At 59.7% G+C, this 16197-nt stretch carries 11 protein-coding genes; 3 read left to right on the plus strand and 8 right to left on the minus strand.

Translation table 11 applies throughout. The features are described from left to right. Positions 1-43: 43 nt before the first annotated feature. On the plus strand, positions 44-1357 hold the full coding sequence (locus tag BMZ66_RS04090; RefSeq protein WP_092669205.1) for a competence/damage-inducible protein A: 1314 nt from the start codon (positions 44-46) through the stop codon (positions 1355-1357). Between the two features lie 39 nt (positions 1358-1396). On the opposite strand, the gene BMZ66_RS04095 is transcribed toward BMZ66_RS04090, so the two are convergent. The 6 genes from BMZ66_RS04095 to dnaG form a co-directional block, all read right to left on the minus strand. Next, entirely contained in the window at positions 1397-2143 is a 747-nt protein-coding gene (locus tag BMZ66_RS04095) for a hypothetical protein (RefSeq protein ID WP_092669207.1), read from the minus strand. A 73-nt stretch (positions 2144-2216) separates the two neighbouring features. Beyond that, positions 2217-3446 carry a bifunctional 3,4-dihydroxy-2-butanone-4-phosphate synthase/GTP cyclohydrolase II gene (locus tag BMZ66_RS04100; RefSeq protein ID WP_092669209.1) on the minus strand — a complete coding sequence of 410 codons (1230 nt, stop codon included), beginning with the start codon at positions 3444-3446 and terminating at the stop codon, positions 2217-2219. A gap of 62 nt (positions 3447-3508) precedes the next feature. Then, positions 3509-4681, minus strand: a complete 1173-nt coding sequence (locus BMZ66_RS04105) for a glycosyltransferase (protein WP_092669211.1) — start codon at positions 4679-4681, stop codon at positions 3509-3511. Next, positions 4678-5934 (minus strand): glycosyltransferase family 4 protein, encoded by a 1257-nt coding sequence (locus BMZ66_RS04110; protein ID WP_092669221.1) that lies wholly within the window; start codon positions 5932-5934, stop codon positions 4678-4680. Before BMZ66_RS04110 ends, BMZ66_RS04105 begins: the two co-directional genes overlap by 4 nt. Positions 5935-6006: 72 nt before the next feature. Beyond that, positions 6007-7062, minus strand: coding sequence for a potassium channel family protein (locus tag BMZ66_RS04115; RefSeq protein WP_092669223.1), 1056 nt, complete (start codon positions 7060-7062; stop codon positions 6007-6009). Between the two features lie 59 nt (positions 7063-7121). Then, positions 7122-9218 (minus strand): DNA primase, encoded by a 2097-nt coding sequence (dnaG, locus tag BMZ66_RS04120; protein ID WP_092669224.1) that lies wholly within the window; start codon positions 9216-9218, stop codon positions 7122-7124. 155 nt (positions 9219-9373) lie between these two features. Here dnaG and BMZ66_RS25975 point away from each other — a divergent pair, with 155 nt between their 5' ends. Further along, positions 9374-12343, plus strand: a complete 2970-nt coding sequence (locus tag BMZ66_RS25975; RefSeq protein WP_092669225.1) for a leucine--tRNA ligase — start codon at positions 9374-9376, stop codon at positions 12341-12343. Between the two features lie 75 nt (positions 12344-12418). Here the strand turns inward: BMZ66_RS25975 and BMZ66_RS04130 are convergent, their stop codons facing one another. Then, complete coding sequence (locus BMZ66_RS04130) at positions 12419-12682, minus strand: hypothetical protein (RefSeq protein WP_092669226.1); 264 nt, start codon at positions 12680-12682, stop codon at positions 12419-12421. Positions 12683-12959: 277 nt separating this feature from the next. On the opposite strand from BMZ66_RS04130, the gene BMZ66_RS04135 reads away from it, so the two are divergent. After that, the gene (locus BMZ66_RS04135; protein ID WP_092669228.1) at positions 12960-15569 is read left to right on the plus strand and encodes a M14 family metallopeptidase; all 2610 of its coding nucleotides are present in this window, start codon (positions 12960-12962) and stop codon (positions 15567-15569) included. Positions 15570-15848: 279 nt separating this feature from the next. Here the strand turns inward: BMZ66_RS04135 and BMZ66_RS04140 are convergent, their stop codons facing one another. Further along, complete coding sequence (locus BMZ66_RS04140) at positions 15849-16193, minus strand: MmcQ/YjbR family DNA-binding protein (protein WP_092669230.1); 345 nt, start codon at positions 16191-16193, stop codon at positions 15849-15851. Between the last annotated feature and the right edge of the window lie 4 nt (positions 16194-16197).

Here is a 16197-nt window from a genome sequence, read left to right on the forward strand (position 1 = left end):
TTGCAGACAATTTTGCGGCCAAACCTATTTTTAACTCCTCAGTATGCCTACTCCCACCCCGGGTCACTACCCTGCTGCTTTTACTCCGGCCTTCACGGCGCCCCCCGATGTGGAAATCATGACCATTGGCGATGAGCTACTTTACGGCCAGGTGGTGGATACCAACTCCGCCTTTATGGGCCAGGAGCTGGGTAAAATAGGCCTGCGGGTGCGGCAGATTTCTTCTGTGTCGGACCGGGCCGATGAGATTGTGGCTGCGCTCGACCAAGCCCGCCAACGTGCCCAAGTGGTGCTTATCACCGGCGGCCTGGGCCCCACTAAGGACGACCTGACCAAGCACGTGCTGGCCCGCTACTTCGGCTCAGAGCTGGTGATGCACGAGCCCACACTGCACCACGTGGAAGAAATATTCCGGCGCTTCCAGCGCCCCATGCTCGACGTGAATCGCCAGCAGGCCATGGTGCCTGCCAATTGCGAAGTGCTGCACAATGCCGTGGGCACCGCCCCGGGCATGTGGTTCAACGACCAAGGCACGGTGTTCGTGAGCATGCCGGGCGTGCCATTCGAAATGAAGCGCCTGATGACCGACCACGTGCTGCCGCGTTTGCAGGCCCAGTTTCACATCGCACCCATTGAGCACGTAGTGGTGATGACAGCCGGCCTGGGCGAGTCGTTCCTGGCTGCAAAAATCGCCGATTGGGAAGAAGCCCTGCCCACCAACATCAAGCTGGCCTATCTGCCCAGTTTTGGGGCCGTGCGCCTGCGCCTCACCGGCTCCGACGACGGGCTACCCGACCTGCGCGGCCGCATGCTGGCCCTGCTGCCCGCCCTTCAGGAGCGCATTGGCGAGTACATTTTTGCTGAAGAAGAGACTACGCTGGAAGCAGCCATTGGCAAGCTGCTGCTGGCCCGGAACCTAACCATAGGCACCGCCGAAAGCTGCACCGGGGGCCTGGTAGCACACCGGCTCACTAGCGTGCCGGGCAGCTCAGGCTATTTTCGGGGCAGCATCGTGGCCTACCACAACGACATCAAGCAGGAAGAGCTGGGCGTTAAAACCGATACGCTGGCGCAATACGGGGCGGTGAGCGAAGCCACCGTGCGCGAAATGGCCGAGGGTGCCCGACGCCGCCTGGGCGTGGATGTAGCCGTGGCCACGAGCGGCATTGCCGGCCCAGGCGGCGCTACCGACACCAAAAAGGTAGGCACCGTGTGCCTGGCCTACGCCGACGCCACCCAAACCATCAGCAAAGAGTATGTGCTGGACCGCGGCCGCGCCCTGAACGTGGAATATGCTGCGCAGTCCCTGCTCACTATACTACGACAGCAGCTAGCTCAGCCGCCGGCCCAGTCCTAATTTGGGCTTGTGCAGCCGCCGAATACCAGTGCGTGGCATTTAGCGGCTGCTTGTGCTTGCCAGCGAATTGGCATAATTCACCAGTTCGCGCAGCTCGGCAGCTGTCGAGTAGCCTATGCCCTGGGCTTTAGCGAAGACTTGCAGCTGCTTGGCTTGCTGCGGAAATGCTTCCAGCAAGTCCTTCTTGTTGTTGCGAAGCGGACGTATTTCGCCCGTTGGCCAGGCCAGATAAAAATTGTCCCAGAACTCCTGCTTGGCCAAGTAGCTCACAGACCGTTGCGCGGCGGGCATCGGGTTTTGGGGAGGCGTGCGGCCTCCGGACGGAGTGAGCACGGGCACGGGAGCGGTATCGTGCATGCCCCCCAATACCCGCACCGTGGATTGGCGGCGCAGCAACAGCACCGGTCCTTCGCTTATCTGCTCAAAAAAAGTAGGCTCGGGGCGCAGGTCCATGCGCTCAGACTGCCAGGTCAGGGTGCGGAAAAGCCGGATGGTGCTGGGGTCGTAAGTGGCGGCAGTGCGGCGGTTGCGCTGCGGCACTGCTACTTGGCCCTGCACCGCAAAGGCCACCACCTGCGCGGCCACGTACGGGCGCACACTGCCATCGGGCTGGGTTACGTACACCATGTCGGGCGCGGTGCGCATCGAAAGGGGGCCTGCCAGCGTGTCGCCACTGGTGAGTACCAGCTGGCTGAGCTTAAAGTCTTGCCGAGTGCCCATGCTCGGCTGGGCGCAGGCTGCGCTGCCGCCCGCCAGCCACAGGCCCACCAAAAACCAGCGTTTCATAATGGTGTAGAAAAAAACCCGATAATACTCCCAATATAGGAGTATTATCGGGTTTCGTCTACTGGGGTGTTGCTTACGCTACTTCCGAGGCGTCGGTGGGCACTTTGCGCATAATCTCATGCCCCATCTTGTCGCGCTTGGTAACGAGGTAGGCCTCGTTGTGAGGGTTGGAATTGATTTCGATGGGAAGCGTGTCCACAATGGTTAGGCCGTAGCCAACGAGGCCGGTGCGCTTGCGGGGGTTGTTGGTGAGCAGACGCATCTCGGTGATGCCAAGGTCGCGCAGGATTTGGGCGCCCACGCCGTAGTCGCGCTCGTCGCTTTTGAAACCCAGGTCTTCGTTGGCTTGCACGGTGTCGCGGCCCTGCTCCTGCAGCTTGTAGGCCTTGAGCTTGTTGATTAGGCCAATGCCGCGGCCTTCCTGGTTCATGTAGACGATTACGCCACGACCTTCTTTCTCAATCTGGCGCATGGCCTGGTGGAGCTGGGGGCCGCAGTCGCAGCGGCACGAACCGAAGATGTCGCCCGTGACGCAGGAGCTGTGCACGCGCACCAGCACCGGCTCCGGACCGCTGATGTCGCCCTTCACCAGGGCCAGGTGCTGCACGTTGTTGCTGCGCTGGGTGTAGGCGTACAAGTCAAAATCGCCCCATTCGGTGGGCATCTTCACCGAAATGTCGCGGTGAATCAGGCTTTCGTGCGCCAGACGATATTTGATGAGGTCCTGCACCGAAACCAGTTTCAGGTCCCACTTCTTGGCTACTATTTCCAAATCGGGCAGGCGGGCCATCTCGCCGTCTTCCTTCAGAATTTCGACCAGTACACCGGCCGGCTCAAACCCGGCCAGGCGGGCCAGGTCCACGGCGGCTTCGGTGTGACCAGCCCGGCGCAGCACGCCTTCTTTGCGGGCTTTAAGCGGGAAGATATGCCCGGGCTTGCCCAGCTCTTCGGGCTTGGTGCTGGGGTCGATGAGGGCCAGAATGGTCTTGCTGCGGTCGGAGGCCGAGATGCCGGTGGTCACGCCGTTCTTCAGCAAATCGACCGACACCGTGAACGGCGTGGCGTGCAGGGCCGTGTTGTGGCCCACCATCAGGTCGAGCCCAAGCTCTTCGCAGCGCTGCTCGGGCAGCGAGGCGCACACCAAGCCGCGGCCGTGGGTGGCCATGAAATTGATGATTTCGGGCGTGGCGCACTGGGCGGCGCAGATAAAGTCGCCCTCGTTTTCGCGGTCTTCGTCGTCGACGACAATAACTACCTTGCCAGCGCGGATATCGGCAATGGCGGATTCGATGGTATCAAGCATGGGTGGGGTATTTCGGGCCATAACAACGAGGGCCGCTGCAAAGTTAGCCCGCGATGCGGCCGCTAGCAGAACAACGCCTCTAGGCGGGCAGTGGCACCCGGCCAAGTGAAGTGCTCTTTCACAAATTCGTGGCCGTGGTGGGCCAGTTTGTCGGCGGCAACGGCATCGCTCAGAAGCATCGTAATGGCCTCTGCCAAGACTGAAGCGTCGGCCGCTACCACGCTCAATTCCTGCCCATGGGTACCGCCGAGGGCATTATTGGCGAGGGGCGTGGTCACGCATGGCAGGCGCATGGCCATGGCCTCAAGCAGCTTGTTTTGCAAGCCGGTACCCACGCGCATAGCTGCCACAAAAACCCGCGACGCGGCGTAAGCTTCCCGGATATCGGGCACCCAGCCGCTTACTTCGGTATGGGCCGAAGCCAATGCGAGCACCCGTGCCGCGGGGGTGGTGCCGGCCACTAGCAGCCGGGCATCTGGCAGCACCTGGCGCACCAACGGCATGATTTCTTCGGCCAGAAAACATGCCGCGTCTATGTTGGGGTGGTAGCCCATGTTGCCGCAAAACAGCACATCGTACTTCTTTGGGGTGTCGGGCTGGGGTTTAAAAAAATCGGTATCGATGCCATTCAACACTATCTGAATCTGGTCGCGGCAGGGATGTTGAATTAGCTGCCGGTCTTGGTCGCTGATAATGGTGTGGTGCTGAAACCACCCAAATGCTTCGGTTTCGTAGGCTTGTAGGCGCTTGGCTTCGAGGGCGAACACCCGCCGCTGCCACCGCGGGGCCTGCGTTGCGCGGCGCGCCATGCCGGCCGAGAAGACGTCCATGTAGTCCAGGGTCATGTTGCGCTGGCCGGCGTGCGAACGTAGGTATTCCGCCATCCGAATAAGCTGGCAGTACACATGGTCAGGCTTGAAGCTTTGCAACAGCGCATCTATCTTGTGCTGGGCGTGCGCATCATGAAAATACCCCACTTGCAGCGGTCGCCCAGCGAGCAGCGCCCACGTCATGTTGCTGGCTATGCGGGGCCGGCGGAGCCGGTGCACTACCAGGCCGCCGCGGCACAACGGACTAACTAAGGCCTCGGCTTCGGGAGAAACAGCTTCGTCGGAAAGGGCAAAAAGGCAGACTTCGTGGTGCGCTGCCAGGAAGCGCAACTGATGATAGGCCCGCAGCTTATCCCCTTTATCGAGGGGAAATGGAAAGCGCGAAAGGAGTACGAGCAGCTTCATGCGCGCGGCAAAGGGGCTGAGGTACTGGCAGCGACGGGCGCGAGGAGCTGTTCATACAAACCAACAAACCGCTGCACCACTTGGCCATTATCATAAAGCTCGAGGACGGTGCGTTTGGCAGCCAGGCCAATCTGAGTGGTCGGCAGCTCGCCGCGGGCCCAGGCGCGCAGGGCGGTCAGCCATTCTTCGACCGAGTCGCGCAGCACGATGTCGTGCCCGTCGCGCACGGCAATGCCTTCGGCGCCGAGGCGGGTGCTCAGGACCGGCTTGCCTAAGGTCATGCCTTCAATGATTTTGATGCGCATGCCGCCTCCGCTCAGCAGCGGCACCACCATCAGGTCGTACTGCTGCATGAAGGCGGGGGCCGACTTCACAAAGCCGTGCACGATGACGTTGTCGGTGCGGGGTGCCAGTAGGCTGTCGGGGGTGCCGCTGCCCGCAATGTGCAGCTCCACGTCGGGCATTTCGGCGTGGAACGTGGGCCACACCTCACGCAGCAGCCACTCCACGCCTTCCAGGTTGGGCAGCCAGTTCAAAGAGCCTATCATGAAGAGAGTGCGCGGCTTGGGCGTGACGGCGGGGTCGGGCTGAAAGCGGGCCAGCTCCACTCCTGCCGGAATAAACTCCACCGGCTCGGGGCAACCGATGCCGCGCAGGCGCTCGACATCATCGGGCGTGATGGCCGCCACGGCATCAAACTGGAGCAGGTGGCGGCGCTCAAACACTTCGAGCCGGCGGGCCATGGTGCGCAGCAGGAAACGCTTGATGGGGTTGGCCTCGCGCCCGGCCAGCATCTTCCAGATGGTGTATTCGAGGTTGTGGGCGCGCAAAACCAGCGGAGGAACGGTCAGCTCGGCGCTGTGCTGGCGGCCCAGGTACTCGGCGTACCAGGCCACGAACGTGCCTTCCATTTGCACCAAATCAATTTTCTCGGTGCGCAGGAGCTCAACGAGCTTCTCCCCGACCAAGGAGCTGATGAACCGCTCTGCGATGTAGGGCTGTCGACTAAAAAGCAGGTTTTTCAGAGCCCGGCGCGGCGAAATATCCGTGTCGATGTCCACCGTCACCAATCGAAAATTGGGACCCAGGTGGTCGAGAGCATCAGCCGGCTGGTGGTGCTTGGGCGTGTTGATGGCCAGCATCGTGACGCGGTGGCCTGCCTGCACCAGGCCCGCCGCAACGTCATGCATGGCAATGGCTCCCCCAGTGGTAAGTGGAAACGGAACGCGAGGGATGAGTTGCAGAATGTGCATGGAGGGCACAAAGGTAGGAAGCGCCCCGAAGTAGCAACTCCAAAACTCGCGCTTAGTGCCCAAGAGCAGTGCTTACAGCTGCCGAAATCGAACTTCAAACCGGTCCATCTGCTCCTCGTTGCCGAGCAAAAGCAGCACGTCGCCGGGTACGGGCACGTAGTCTACCGATGGGCTCATGGTAAGGGCGCCGCTGGCTTGCCGCAAGCCAATGACGGTAGCTCCCGAAGTAGAGCAAACGTCCATTTCGCGCAAGCTGATGCTCTTAAACTCTTGTCGTAGTTGGTCGTAGTTGATTTCCTCCAAACGCAGTTTGTCAGAGCTAAGGTTGGTGATGAGGTCGAGAAAACGGATGACTTCCGGCCGAACCACCAACTTGGCCATGTGCGAACCGCCAATCTCATCGGGCATCACCACTGAGTCGGCCCCGGCCGACAAAAGCTTGCTTTCCGACGTTTTTTGAGAAGCGCGGGCAATGATTTTGAGGCGGGGATTGAGGGCTCGGGCGGAGAGCGCAACAAACACGTTGTCAGCATCCTTAGGCAGCGCCGTGATGAGTGCCGAAGCCCGCTCCACTCCAGCCTGATGAAGCACGAGGTCCATGGTGGCATCGCCACACACGGTAATGATTAGTCCGCCCGGCAAACCATCGCCGCTGTAGTCCTCGCCGGTGGTGCCTTCGGTAGTGCGCTGCATCAGCTCTTTGTCGACCTCCACTACCACTACCTGGGCCCCATTGGCTCGAAGCTCCTGATAGGCGCGGCGCCCGTTTCGGCCAAAGCCACACACAATGACATGACCTTTAAAGTGTTTGATTTCCTGGTCGGTCCGAATCATTCTGAAGATTTTGCGTAGCTCCCCGTCGAAAATAAACGATGACAGCACCGATACAAGGTAGGCCACCACCACGAGGTTGTAGAGAATAAAGAAGGAAACGAACAACCGGCCCGCGTTCGACAACGGGTGCAACTCGCTGAAACCCACCGTCGAGACGGTGATGACCGTCATGTAGAAGGCATCAATCAGGTTGAATCCTTCAATGTAGACGAAGCCCGCCATGCCGATAACCAAGCTCGAAACCGCAATGGTCACAGCCAGGATGAGGCGGGTAAAATGGACGCGCTTTAACATTGATTCATGGGGACAGCCACTGGTGTTCTACCCGAAAGCGAGCACAATAATAGGCACCGCTACGCCCCGCGCGGAATCACAGTGCCCAGCATACCGGCAAGCTGATTGTCGAGCTGCTTGAGGTTTTTGATTTGGCCCAGAATCTCAAACATCTCCGCGTCGTCAAGGCCGGGCAGGCGCAGGCGCTCCATGGCACGGTCCAGCTCTCGCTGGACATGCACCTTGTTGAGGCGGAGCACGGCGTTGTCGCAGGCCAGCTTGGGCATGTCGACTTCGTTGAAAACGTAGATTTCTTTGGTGCGCCAGTTAGGGCTAAGCTCGTAGCGCTCCGTGGCCAGGTCGGTGATGAGACTGCGGATGTCGGCCCGCTCGTTTTGGGCCAGCAGGCGGGCGTCGGGAAAGCGGCCGGCCAGCAGTTCTTGGCGACAGATTTCCCACATCTCGGCAAAGAGCGGCGTTTTGAAGGGCGCCTCCTCCAGCTGATTGAGCAGGTAAGCGGCCACGCTGACTTCGGTTTCTACTTCGAGTGAGGAGTATAACACCAGCAGCCGCAGCACTTCCCGCTCGCACACCTTGAGCATGTCGGGCAGGTCTTCCTGCTCGGCCTCCGACGGCGTGGACTGGTAGCTGACGCCGACACCAAGTATTTCCACGGTGGCTTCGTGGCCGCCATACATCAGCATTTCGGCCTCTTCCTCGTCCGACATGGGGCGGGCGGCTGGGGCCTGGCGACTGCTATTGTTACTGCTGGGCGGGTAGCCGGTGTTGGCGCTGCCGGCGCCGTTGCCGTAGTTCCCGGCGTTGCCGCCGCTGCTTTGCTTGGCCGCGGGAGACTTTACCAGCTTGTTGTATTCGGTGATGAGCACCTGCTCGTCGATGCCGAACGTGGCCGAGGTCTGCTGCAAAAACACCTGCCGCTTGATGGCGTCGGGCACCTTGGCAATGCTGTGCAGCACGTCGCGGATGGCCTCGGCCTTCTTCACTGGGTCGTTGCTGGCCTCGCGGGCCACCAGCGTGGTTTTGAAGCTGATAAAGTCCTGGCTCTGGTTCTCGATGTAGTCGGTGAAGCGCTTGTCGCCGACTTTACGGATGTAGCTGTCGGGGTCGTCGCCGTCGGGGAAGAGCACCACGCGCACGTTCAGGCCGCCTTCGAGCAGCAAATCGGTGCCGCGCAGCGACGCTTTAATGCCGGCCGCGTCGCCGTCGTACAGCACCGTCACGTTGTCGGAATACCGCTTAATGAGGCGTATCTGGCCTTCGGTGAGTGAGGTGCCCGACGATGCCACTACGTTTTTGATGCCGCCCTGGTAGAGACTGAGCACGTCGAGGTAGCCTTCCACGAGGTAGCACACCTCCTGCGTCCGGATGGCCTGCCGGGCCTGAAACAGGCCATACAGCACATCCGACTTGTGGTAGATGTCCGACTCCGGCGAGTTGAGGTACTTCGCCATCTTATCGTCGCGCTTCAGGGTGCGCGCCCCGAAGCCAACCACCCGGCCGCTGATGTTGTGGATGGGAAACATCACGCGGCCCCGGAACCGGTCGTAGCGCCGCCCGGTGTCCTGGCCCTGGTCGTCGGTTTTGGTGACGACGAGTCCGGTTTTTTCCAGATATTTCTTCTCGTAGCCGGCCGTTTCAGCGGCTTTCAGCAGGTCGTCCCAGCTATCGAGCGAATAGCCCAGCTCGAACTGCTGAATGGTGGTCAGGTTCAGGCCCCGCTCTTTGAGGTAACCGTAGCCGATGCTCATGCCCTCCTCGGAGTTCAACAGGAGCTTGTGGTAGTGGTTTTTGGCCCAGTCTGAAACGATGAACTGCGAGTCCCGCTCGTTCTGCTCCAACTGCTGCTGAGGCGTTTTTTCCTCTTCCTCTATCTCAATGGCGTATTTCTTGGCCAGGTATTTCAGAGCCTCGACGTAGCTGGTGCCTTCCACGTCCATCACAAACTGCACCACTCCGCCCGCCTTGCCGCAGCCAAAGCACTTGTAGAGCGACTTAGCTGGGTTGACGGAGAACGACGGGGACTTTTCGTTGTGAAACGGGCAGGGCGCCCACAAATTCTGGCCTTTGCGCTTGAGCTGCACGAAGTCGCCGACTACTTCGACAATGTCGGCGGTTTGGATGATGTGGTCGACTAGTTCTTTGGGGATGCGGGCCATAACAACGAACGAAAAGCCGCACGACTGTAGCGCGAACTTTGTAGTTCGCGTCCCCGCGCCGTTCGAATCTGCTGAACGGCGCGGGGACGCGAACTACAAAGTTCGCGCTACTTCCGCTACCTCCTACCTTTGCCCTCGAATAAACTCCGCCGAAGATGCCCGCATACCGCCCCGAAGAAATCGAAAAGAAGTGGCAAGCCCACTGGAAGGCCCACAGCACTTTCCGAGCACAGAATCATTCCGACAAGCCCAAGTACTACGTGCTCGACATGTTCCCCTACCCCTCCGGGGCGGGCCTGCACGTGGGGCACCCGCTGGGCTACATTGCATCCGACATCGTAACGCGCTACAAGCGCCTGCAGGGCTTCAACGTGCTGCATCCCATGGGCTTCGACTCCTTCGGCCTGCCTGCCGAGCAGTACGCCATTCAGACCGGCCAGCACCCGGCCCTGACCACGGAGAAAAACATCGATACCTACATCAAGCAGCTCAGCAGCCTGGGCTTCAGCTATGACTGGGAACGCGAAATCCGCACCTCCGATGCCAGCTACTACAAGTGGACGCAGTGGATTTTCCTCAAGCTGTTCAATTCCTGGTACAACCTCGACACCGACCGCGCCGAGCCGCTGACCGCGCTCACCGCCCGCTTTGCTGAGCGCGGCAGCGAAGGCATTAACGCCGCCGGCGATGCCGATGAGCGCCAGGTGTTCACTGCCGGCCAGTGGCAGCTCTTCAACGAGCACCAGAAGCTGGCGGCCGTGCACCCCTACCGCCTGGCCTACCAGCAAGACACTTACGTGAACTGGTGCGCCGGCCTGGGCACCGTGCTCAGCAACGACGAGGTGAAAGACGGCGTGTCGGAGCGCGGCGGCTACCCCGTCGAGCGCCGCCTCATGCCCCAGTGGAACCTGCGCATTACGGCCTACGCCGACCGCCTCCTGCAAGGCCTCGACACTATCGACTGGCCCGATGCGGTGAAGGAAATGCAGCGCAACTGGATAGGCCGCAGCATTGGCGCCGAAGTCACTTTCCCAGTCAAAGACCACGAAAACGCCCAAATCAAGGTCTACACCACGCGAGTGGACACCATTTACGGCGCCACGTTCCTGGTGCTGGCCCCCGAGCACGAGCTGGTGGATACGCTGACCACACCCGAGCAGCGCGCTGCCGTCGACGAGTACATCGCCGCCACCAAGCGCCGCTCGGAACGCGACCGCATGGCCGATACCAAGACCGTATCCGGCGTCTTCACCGGCGCCTACGGCCTGAACCCGGTGAACAACGAGCCTGTGCAAATCTGGCTGGCCGACTACGTGCTGGCCGGCTACGGCACCGGCGCCGTGATGGCCGTGCCCAGCGGCGACCAGCGTGACTACGTGTTTGCTCAGCATTTTGGCCTGCCCATCCCGGCCATTTCCGACGCCCAACAGGGCCTCGAAAAGCAAGCCGACCCCACCAAGGAGGGCCGCTACATCAACTCCGGCATCATCAACGGCCTAACCTATAAGGAGGCCACCACCAAGCTCATCGCCTTCCTCGAAGAGAAAGGCCTGGGCCGCGGCAAGGTCAATTTCCGCCTGCGCGATTCCATTTTCGGCCGCCAGCGCTACTGGGGCGAGCCCATTCCGATTTACTACAAGGACGGCACCGCCTACGGCATCGCCGAAAGCGACTTGCCGCTGGTGCTGCCTGAAATCGACGAGTACAAGCCCACCGAAACCGGTGAGCCGCCCCTCGGCCGTGCGCAAAACTGGCTCTACCGCGACCAGTACCCCTACGAGTTGAGCACCATGCCCGGCTGGGCGGGCTCGTCGTGGTACTACCTCCGCTACATGGACCCGACCAACGAAGCCCGCTTTGTATCTGAGGAAGCCGAGCAGTACTGGGGCACCGTAGACCTCTACATGGGCGGGGCCGAGCACGCCACCGGCCACTTGCTCTACGCCCGCTTCTGGTATCTGTTTTTGAAAGACTTAGGCCTCGTGAGCGGCAACGAGCCTTTCCAGAAGCTGATTAACCAAGGCATGATTCTAGGGCGCTCGAATTTTGTGTACCGTTTGAATTTAACTTATTCCCAGCCCGATGAAATCGGCAAATCACAAAAGGCGAACGGTCCTTTAGTTTTTGTATCAAAAGGCATCTACGAGCAACTTTCTTCGAACGAGAATCCATACGAAGTACTAAAAGATAAAAAAGGAGTTGTTCGTACTCGTTTGAGAGAAATAGTCGGTAAGCTTGCAAAGCCAGTTGGTAATAGTGGGTCTACTGCGAGTGCTCTATTCGGCAGTCCGCTTCTCACTCCTATTCACGCTGATGTGAACATCGTGGAAAACGATGTACTTGACATTGACGCCTTCAAGAAATGGCGCGATGAATACGAGGGTGCCGAATTTATCCTTGAAGACAACGGCACTTATGTGTGCGGTGTGGAAATCGAGAAGATGTCGAAATCCAAGTACAACGTCGTAAGCCCCGACGTTCTAATTGGCAAATATGGCGCCGACGCCCTGCGCCTCTACGAGATGTTCCTCGGCCCGCTAGAGCAGTACAAGCCCTGGAACACTAACGGCATCAGCGGCGTGGGTACTTTCCTCAAGAAGTTCTGGCGCCTCTTCCACCCCGAAGATGGCCCCCTTGCTGTGACCGACGAGCCCGCCAACCCGGTCGAATTGAAGGCCCTGCACCGGGCCATTCAGAAGGTGAAGGAGGATATTGAGAAGTTCAGCTTCAACACCTCGGTCAGCATGTTCATGATTACCGTGAACGAGCTGACCGCCCTCAACTGCCACAAGCGCGCCGTCCTGGAGCCGCTCGTTCTGTTGCTCTCCCCCTACGCGCCCCACCTGGCTGAGGAGCTATGGCAGGAGCTTGGTCACGAGGCCGGCAGCATCAGCAGCGCGGGCTACCCCGAGTTTCGCGAGGAATACCTGGTGGAAGACACCGTGACGTATCCCATTGCCATCAACGGCAAGGTGCGCGAGCAGTTGCAGTTTGCTGCCGCGGCCACGGCTTCGGAGATTGAAACCGCTGTTTTGGGTTCCGATTTCCTAACGCGGTTTGGCGAAGGCAAAGCCGCGAAGAAGGTGATTGTGGTGCCCGGCCGCATGGTGAACGTGGTGGTGTAAACGACCTTAGCTTTTGAATAAAACAGGGCCCGCAGCTTTCGCCGCGGGCCCTATTATTTTAACCCATACCAGTCCTTACCCTACGTTGGTATCCGCTTCCAATAATTGAAAGCCGCCGGCTTCGAGGGCTACGCGGATAGCATCCAGGCCTGGGCCGTTGCTGTGGGTTGAGGCAATTTCAGCTTCGCCCTCCTCTAGCCGGTCAACCACGAAGCCCAGTCCGGTGAGCTGCTCGCGCACTTGCGCAATGGAGTCGGGCCCCTGCATGTTGCCAATGGTCAGAACGTAGCGCACGAGCTGGGAAAGCGCGGCATCGGGATTGTGTTTCGGGGAGTCCATGGCAAAGGCTGGAGTAGGTACGAATTTTCGCTTATTCTTTTAGCTGCAACGCAGTTATGGTGTTGCATGTTTCGTGCAGCTTTACCCGTCAGAAAGGCTTGCGGCAAGAATTTATTAGGGCCTGGGTCATGGCCGAATATTGTCGGTTTGCATGTTTCATGCGCACGCTTTATCCGTGAAGCACTAGTATTCTGCAGGCCTGCCTTTGATAGGTTCAGCATTGCATCTTTGTGTGCAGGCGGCAATATTTCAATTTCTCACGCACACACTCATTTTGATGAATTCCGTACTTTTTGGCAACCACCGCCCGCTTCGTGCTTTGTGCCTTGTGGGTTTTTGGCTGCTCAGCCTCACGCTTCCTTTCGCAAGTCAGGCTCAAAGTGAGTCAGGCCCAACAAACGGCCCGCTGCTCACACCAGACCAATTTCTGGGCTACAAGCTGGGCTCCCGCTTCACCACGCACGCCGATATTTTGCGGTATGTAGACCACGTGGTGGCCCACACTCCTAGCCGCATGAAGCTGGTGCCCTACGGCAGCACCTACGAAAAGCGCCCGCTGGAAGTAGTGCAGGTAGCCAGCACCGAGAATTTCGGCCGCCTCGAAGACGTGCGCCACAACAACCTCAAGCTCGCCGGCCTGGAAGCCGGCTCCGGCCAACGCCAGCAACCCGCCGTGTGCTGGCTGAGCTACAACGTGCACGGCGACGAAGCCGTGTCCTCCGAGGCTGTAATGCAAGTGCTCTACGACCTGTCTAACCCGCAAGACCAGCAGATGCAGGACTGGCTCAAGAACACCGTCGTCATCGTGGACCCCTGCGTGAACCCCGACGGCCGCGACCGCTACGCCAACTGGTACAACCGCGTGCACAACCAATCGACCAATGCTAATCCCGATTCCTGGGAGCACCACCAGCCCTGGCCCGGTGGCCGCTACAACCACTACTATTTCGACCTGAACCGCGACTGGGCCTGGCAGACTCAGACCGAATCGAAGCAGCGCATTGTGCTCTACAACCAGTGGCTGCCCGCCGTGCACGCCGACTTCCACGAGATGGGGCCGAACAACACCTACTATTTCTCCCCCGCTGCTAAGCCCTTCCACGCCGACATTACGCCCTGGCAGCGCAAGTTTCAGGACATTCTGGGCGACTACAACAAGGTAGCTTTCGACAAGAACAACTGGCTGTACTTCACCCGCGAGACCTACGACTTGTTTGCCCCCACCTACGGCGATACCTGGCCCACCTTTAACGGCGCCATCGGCATGACCTATGAGCAAGGCGGCGGCGGCCCCGCCGGCGTGGCTTATGCCCGCCAGGACGGCGATACGCTCACTCTGAGCCAGCGCATAGCCCACCACCATTCCGCCAGCCGCGCCACCATTCAGGCCACCGCCGAGCGCCACGACGACCTGCTACGCGAGTTCCAAGCGTACTTCACCAACGCCAAAACCAAGCCCCAGGGCGAATTCAAAACCTACGTCGTTTCGGCCGGCAACGACCCCGGCCAGCTGCGCAACTTTACGCAGTACCTCGACCGCCAGCAAATCAGCTACGGCTTCGCTGCCAAGCGCACCAAAACCCGCGGCTACAACTACACTTCCGGCAAAACCGAAAGCGTCCAAATTGAGCCGCGCGACGTGGTGGTGAGCATGTACCAACCCAAATCCACGCTGGTGAAGGTGCTGTTTGAGCCCCGCCCGCAGCTGGAAGACTCCCTTACCTACGACATTACTTCATGGGCCTTGCCCTACGCTTTCGGCGTGAAAGCCTACGCCCTGGCCGGGCGCCTCGACGCATCCGGCGCCACGCCCAACCCCGCCATGGTGCGCGGCAGCGCGGCCGCCCCCAATGAGCGCCCCTACGCCTACTTGGCCCGCTGGAACAGCCTGCAGGACGTGCGCTTCCTCAGCCGTTTGTTGCAGCAAAAAGTGAAAGTGCGCTACGCCAGCAAAGAATTTGAAGCCGAAGGGCAGAAATACGCCCCCGGCACCCTCGTCATCACCCGGACGGGAAACGAGGCCATGGGCCCGCTCTTTGACCAGCTGGTGCGCGCCCAGGCCGACTCCGCCGGCACGGTGGTAACGGCCGTAAAATCGGGCTTCTCCACATCGGGCCGCGACTTAGGCTCGGGCACGGTGCGCTTTGTGAAGCAGCCCAACGTGGCCGTGGTTGCCGGGCCGGGTGTCGATGCCACGGCCTTCGGGGAAGTGTGGCATTTCTTCGAGCAGCAGCTCGGCTACCCCATCACCGTGCTCGGCAGCGACTACCTCAGCCGCGTGGCTATGCAGAAATACGACGTCCTGATTCTGCCCAATGGCAACTATGCCGACATCTACCCCGACAAGGCCCTGGAAAGCTTGAAGTCCTGGGTGCGTGACGGCGGCAAGCTCATCGCCCTGGAAGGCGCCGCCAAATTCCTCTCCACCAAAAAAGACTTCCTCCTCAAAGCCAAAGCAGTTGACTCCGTTGCCATCAAAAAAGAGGCTAAGGCCAACCCATATAAATTGCTCCGCCGCTACGGCGATACCGACCGCGAAGAAGCCGGCGAGGCCGTGCAAGGCAGCGTCTACCGCGTGCAGCTCGACAACACGCACCCGCTGGCCTTCGGCTACGGCGACACCTACTTCGCCCTAGTTCGCACCCCGCTGAACTACCGCTTCATGGAAAAGGGCGGTTGGAATGTCGGCGTCATCAAAAAAGACAGCTATTCGGCCGGCTTCATCGGCGCCAAGGCCCGTAAGGAGCTGAACGATACCTTCGTAGTAGGCACTCAGGAGTTCGGCCGCGGCGAGATTGTGTACCTCGGCGACAACCCGCTATTCCGCGCCTTCTGGCAAGGCGGCAAGCTGTTGTTCGGCAATGCTGTTTTTCTGGTGGGCCAGTAGTCAAGCTGAACCACCACTCCTGTCATGCTGAGCCGGCGAAGTATCCTATCACGTTTGGACGAATCGTCGTGGCATAGTAGGTTGCTTCACTAGCTCAGCACGACAGCAGCAGTGGTTGGCGGGTTAAGAAAACACGTTTGACTGCACCGAACGCAATTTCACCGTGCTCAGCATATCGAATCAAGCTCTAATGAGCTGTTTAGAATTTGTAAAAAAGCAGAAAGCCTCGCCAAAATAATGGCGAGGCTTTTCTTTCTATCAAACAGAAGCTACTGACAGCTAGAGCATCACTCGCACCGCCTTTGGCAGCGACGCTAGCACCAACTCATAGGAGTGGTCTATCAACTCGCGAAGCTGGCCTACCGGAGCGCCGGTTCCGATGAGCACCGTGTTCCAGTGCTTCTTGTTCATGTGGTAGCCGGGCAGCACGTAGTCGTGGGCTTCGCGCAACTCAACGGCGCGCTCGGGGTCACACTTTAGGTTAATGCTGCCGAAGGTATCGATGTCGGTGAGGGCGAAAATCTTACCCCCCACCTTAAAAACGAGCGTTTCGGGACCAAAGGGAGTCTCCTCCGTCACGCCAGGCTTGGCCATGCAATAGTCCCGAAAATCCTCAATATTCATCTCA

Origin of the sequence: Hymenobacter arizonensis, assembly GCF_900115775.1 — a bacterium.
Lineage (GTDB): Bacteria > Bacteroidota > Bacteroidia > Cytophagales > Hymenobacteraceae > Hymenobacter > Hymenobacter arizonensis.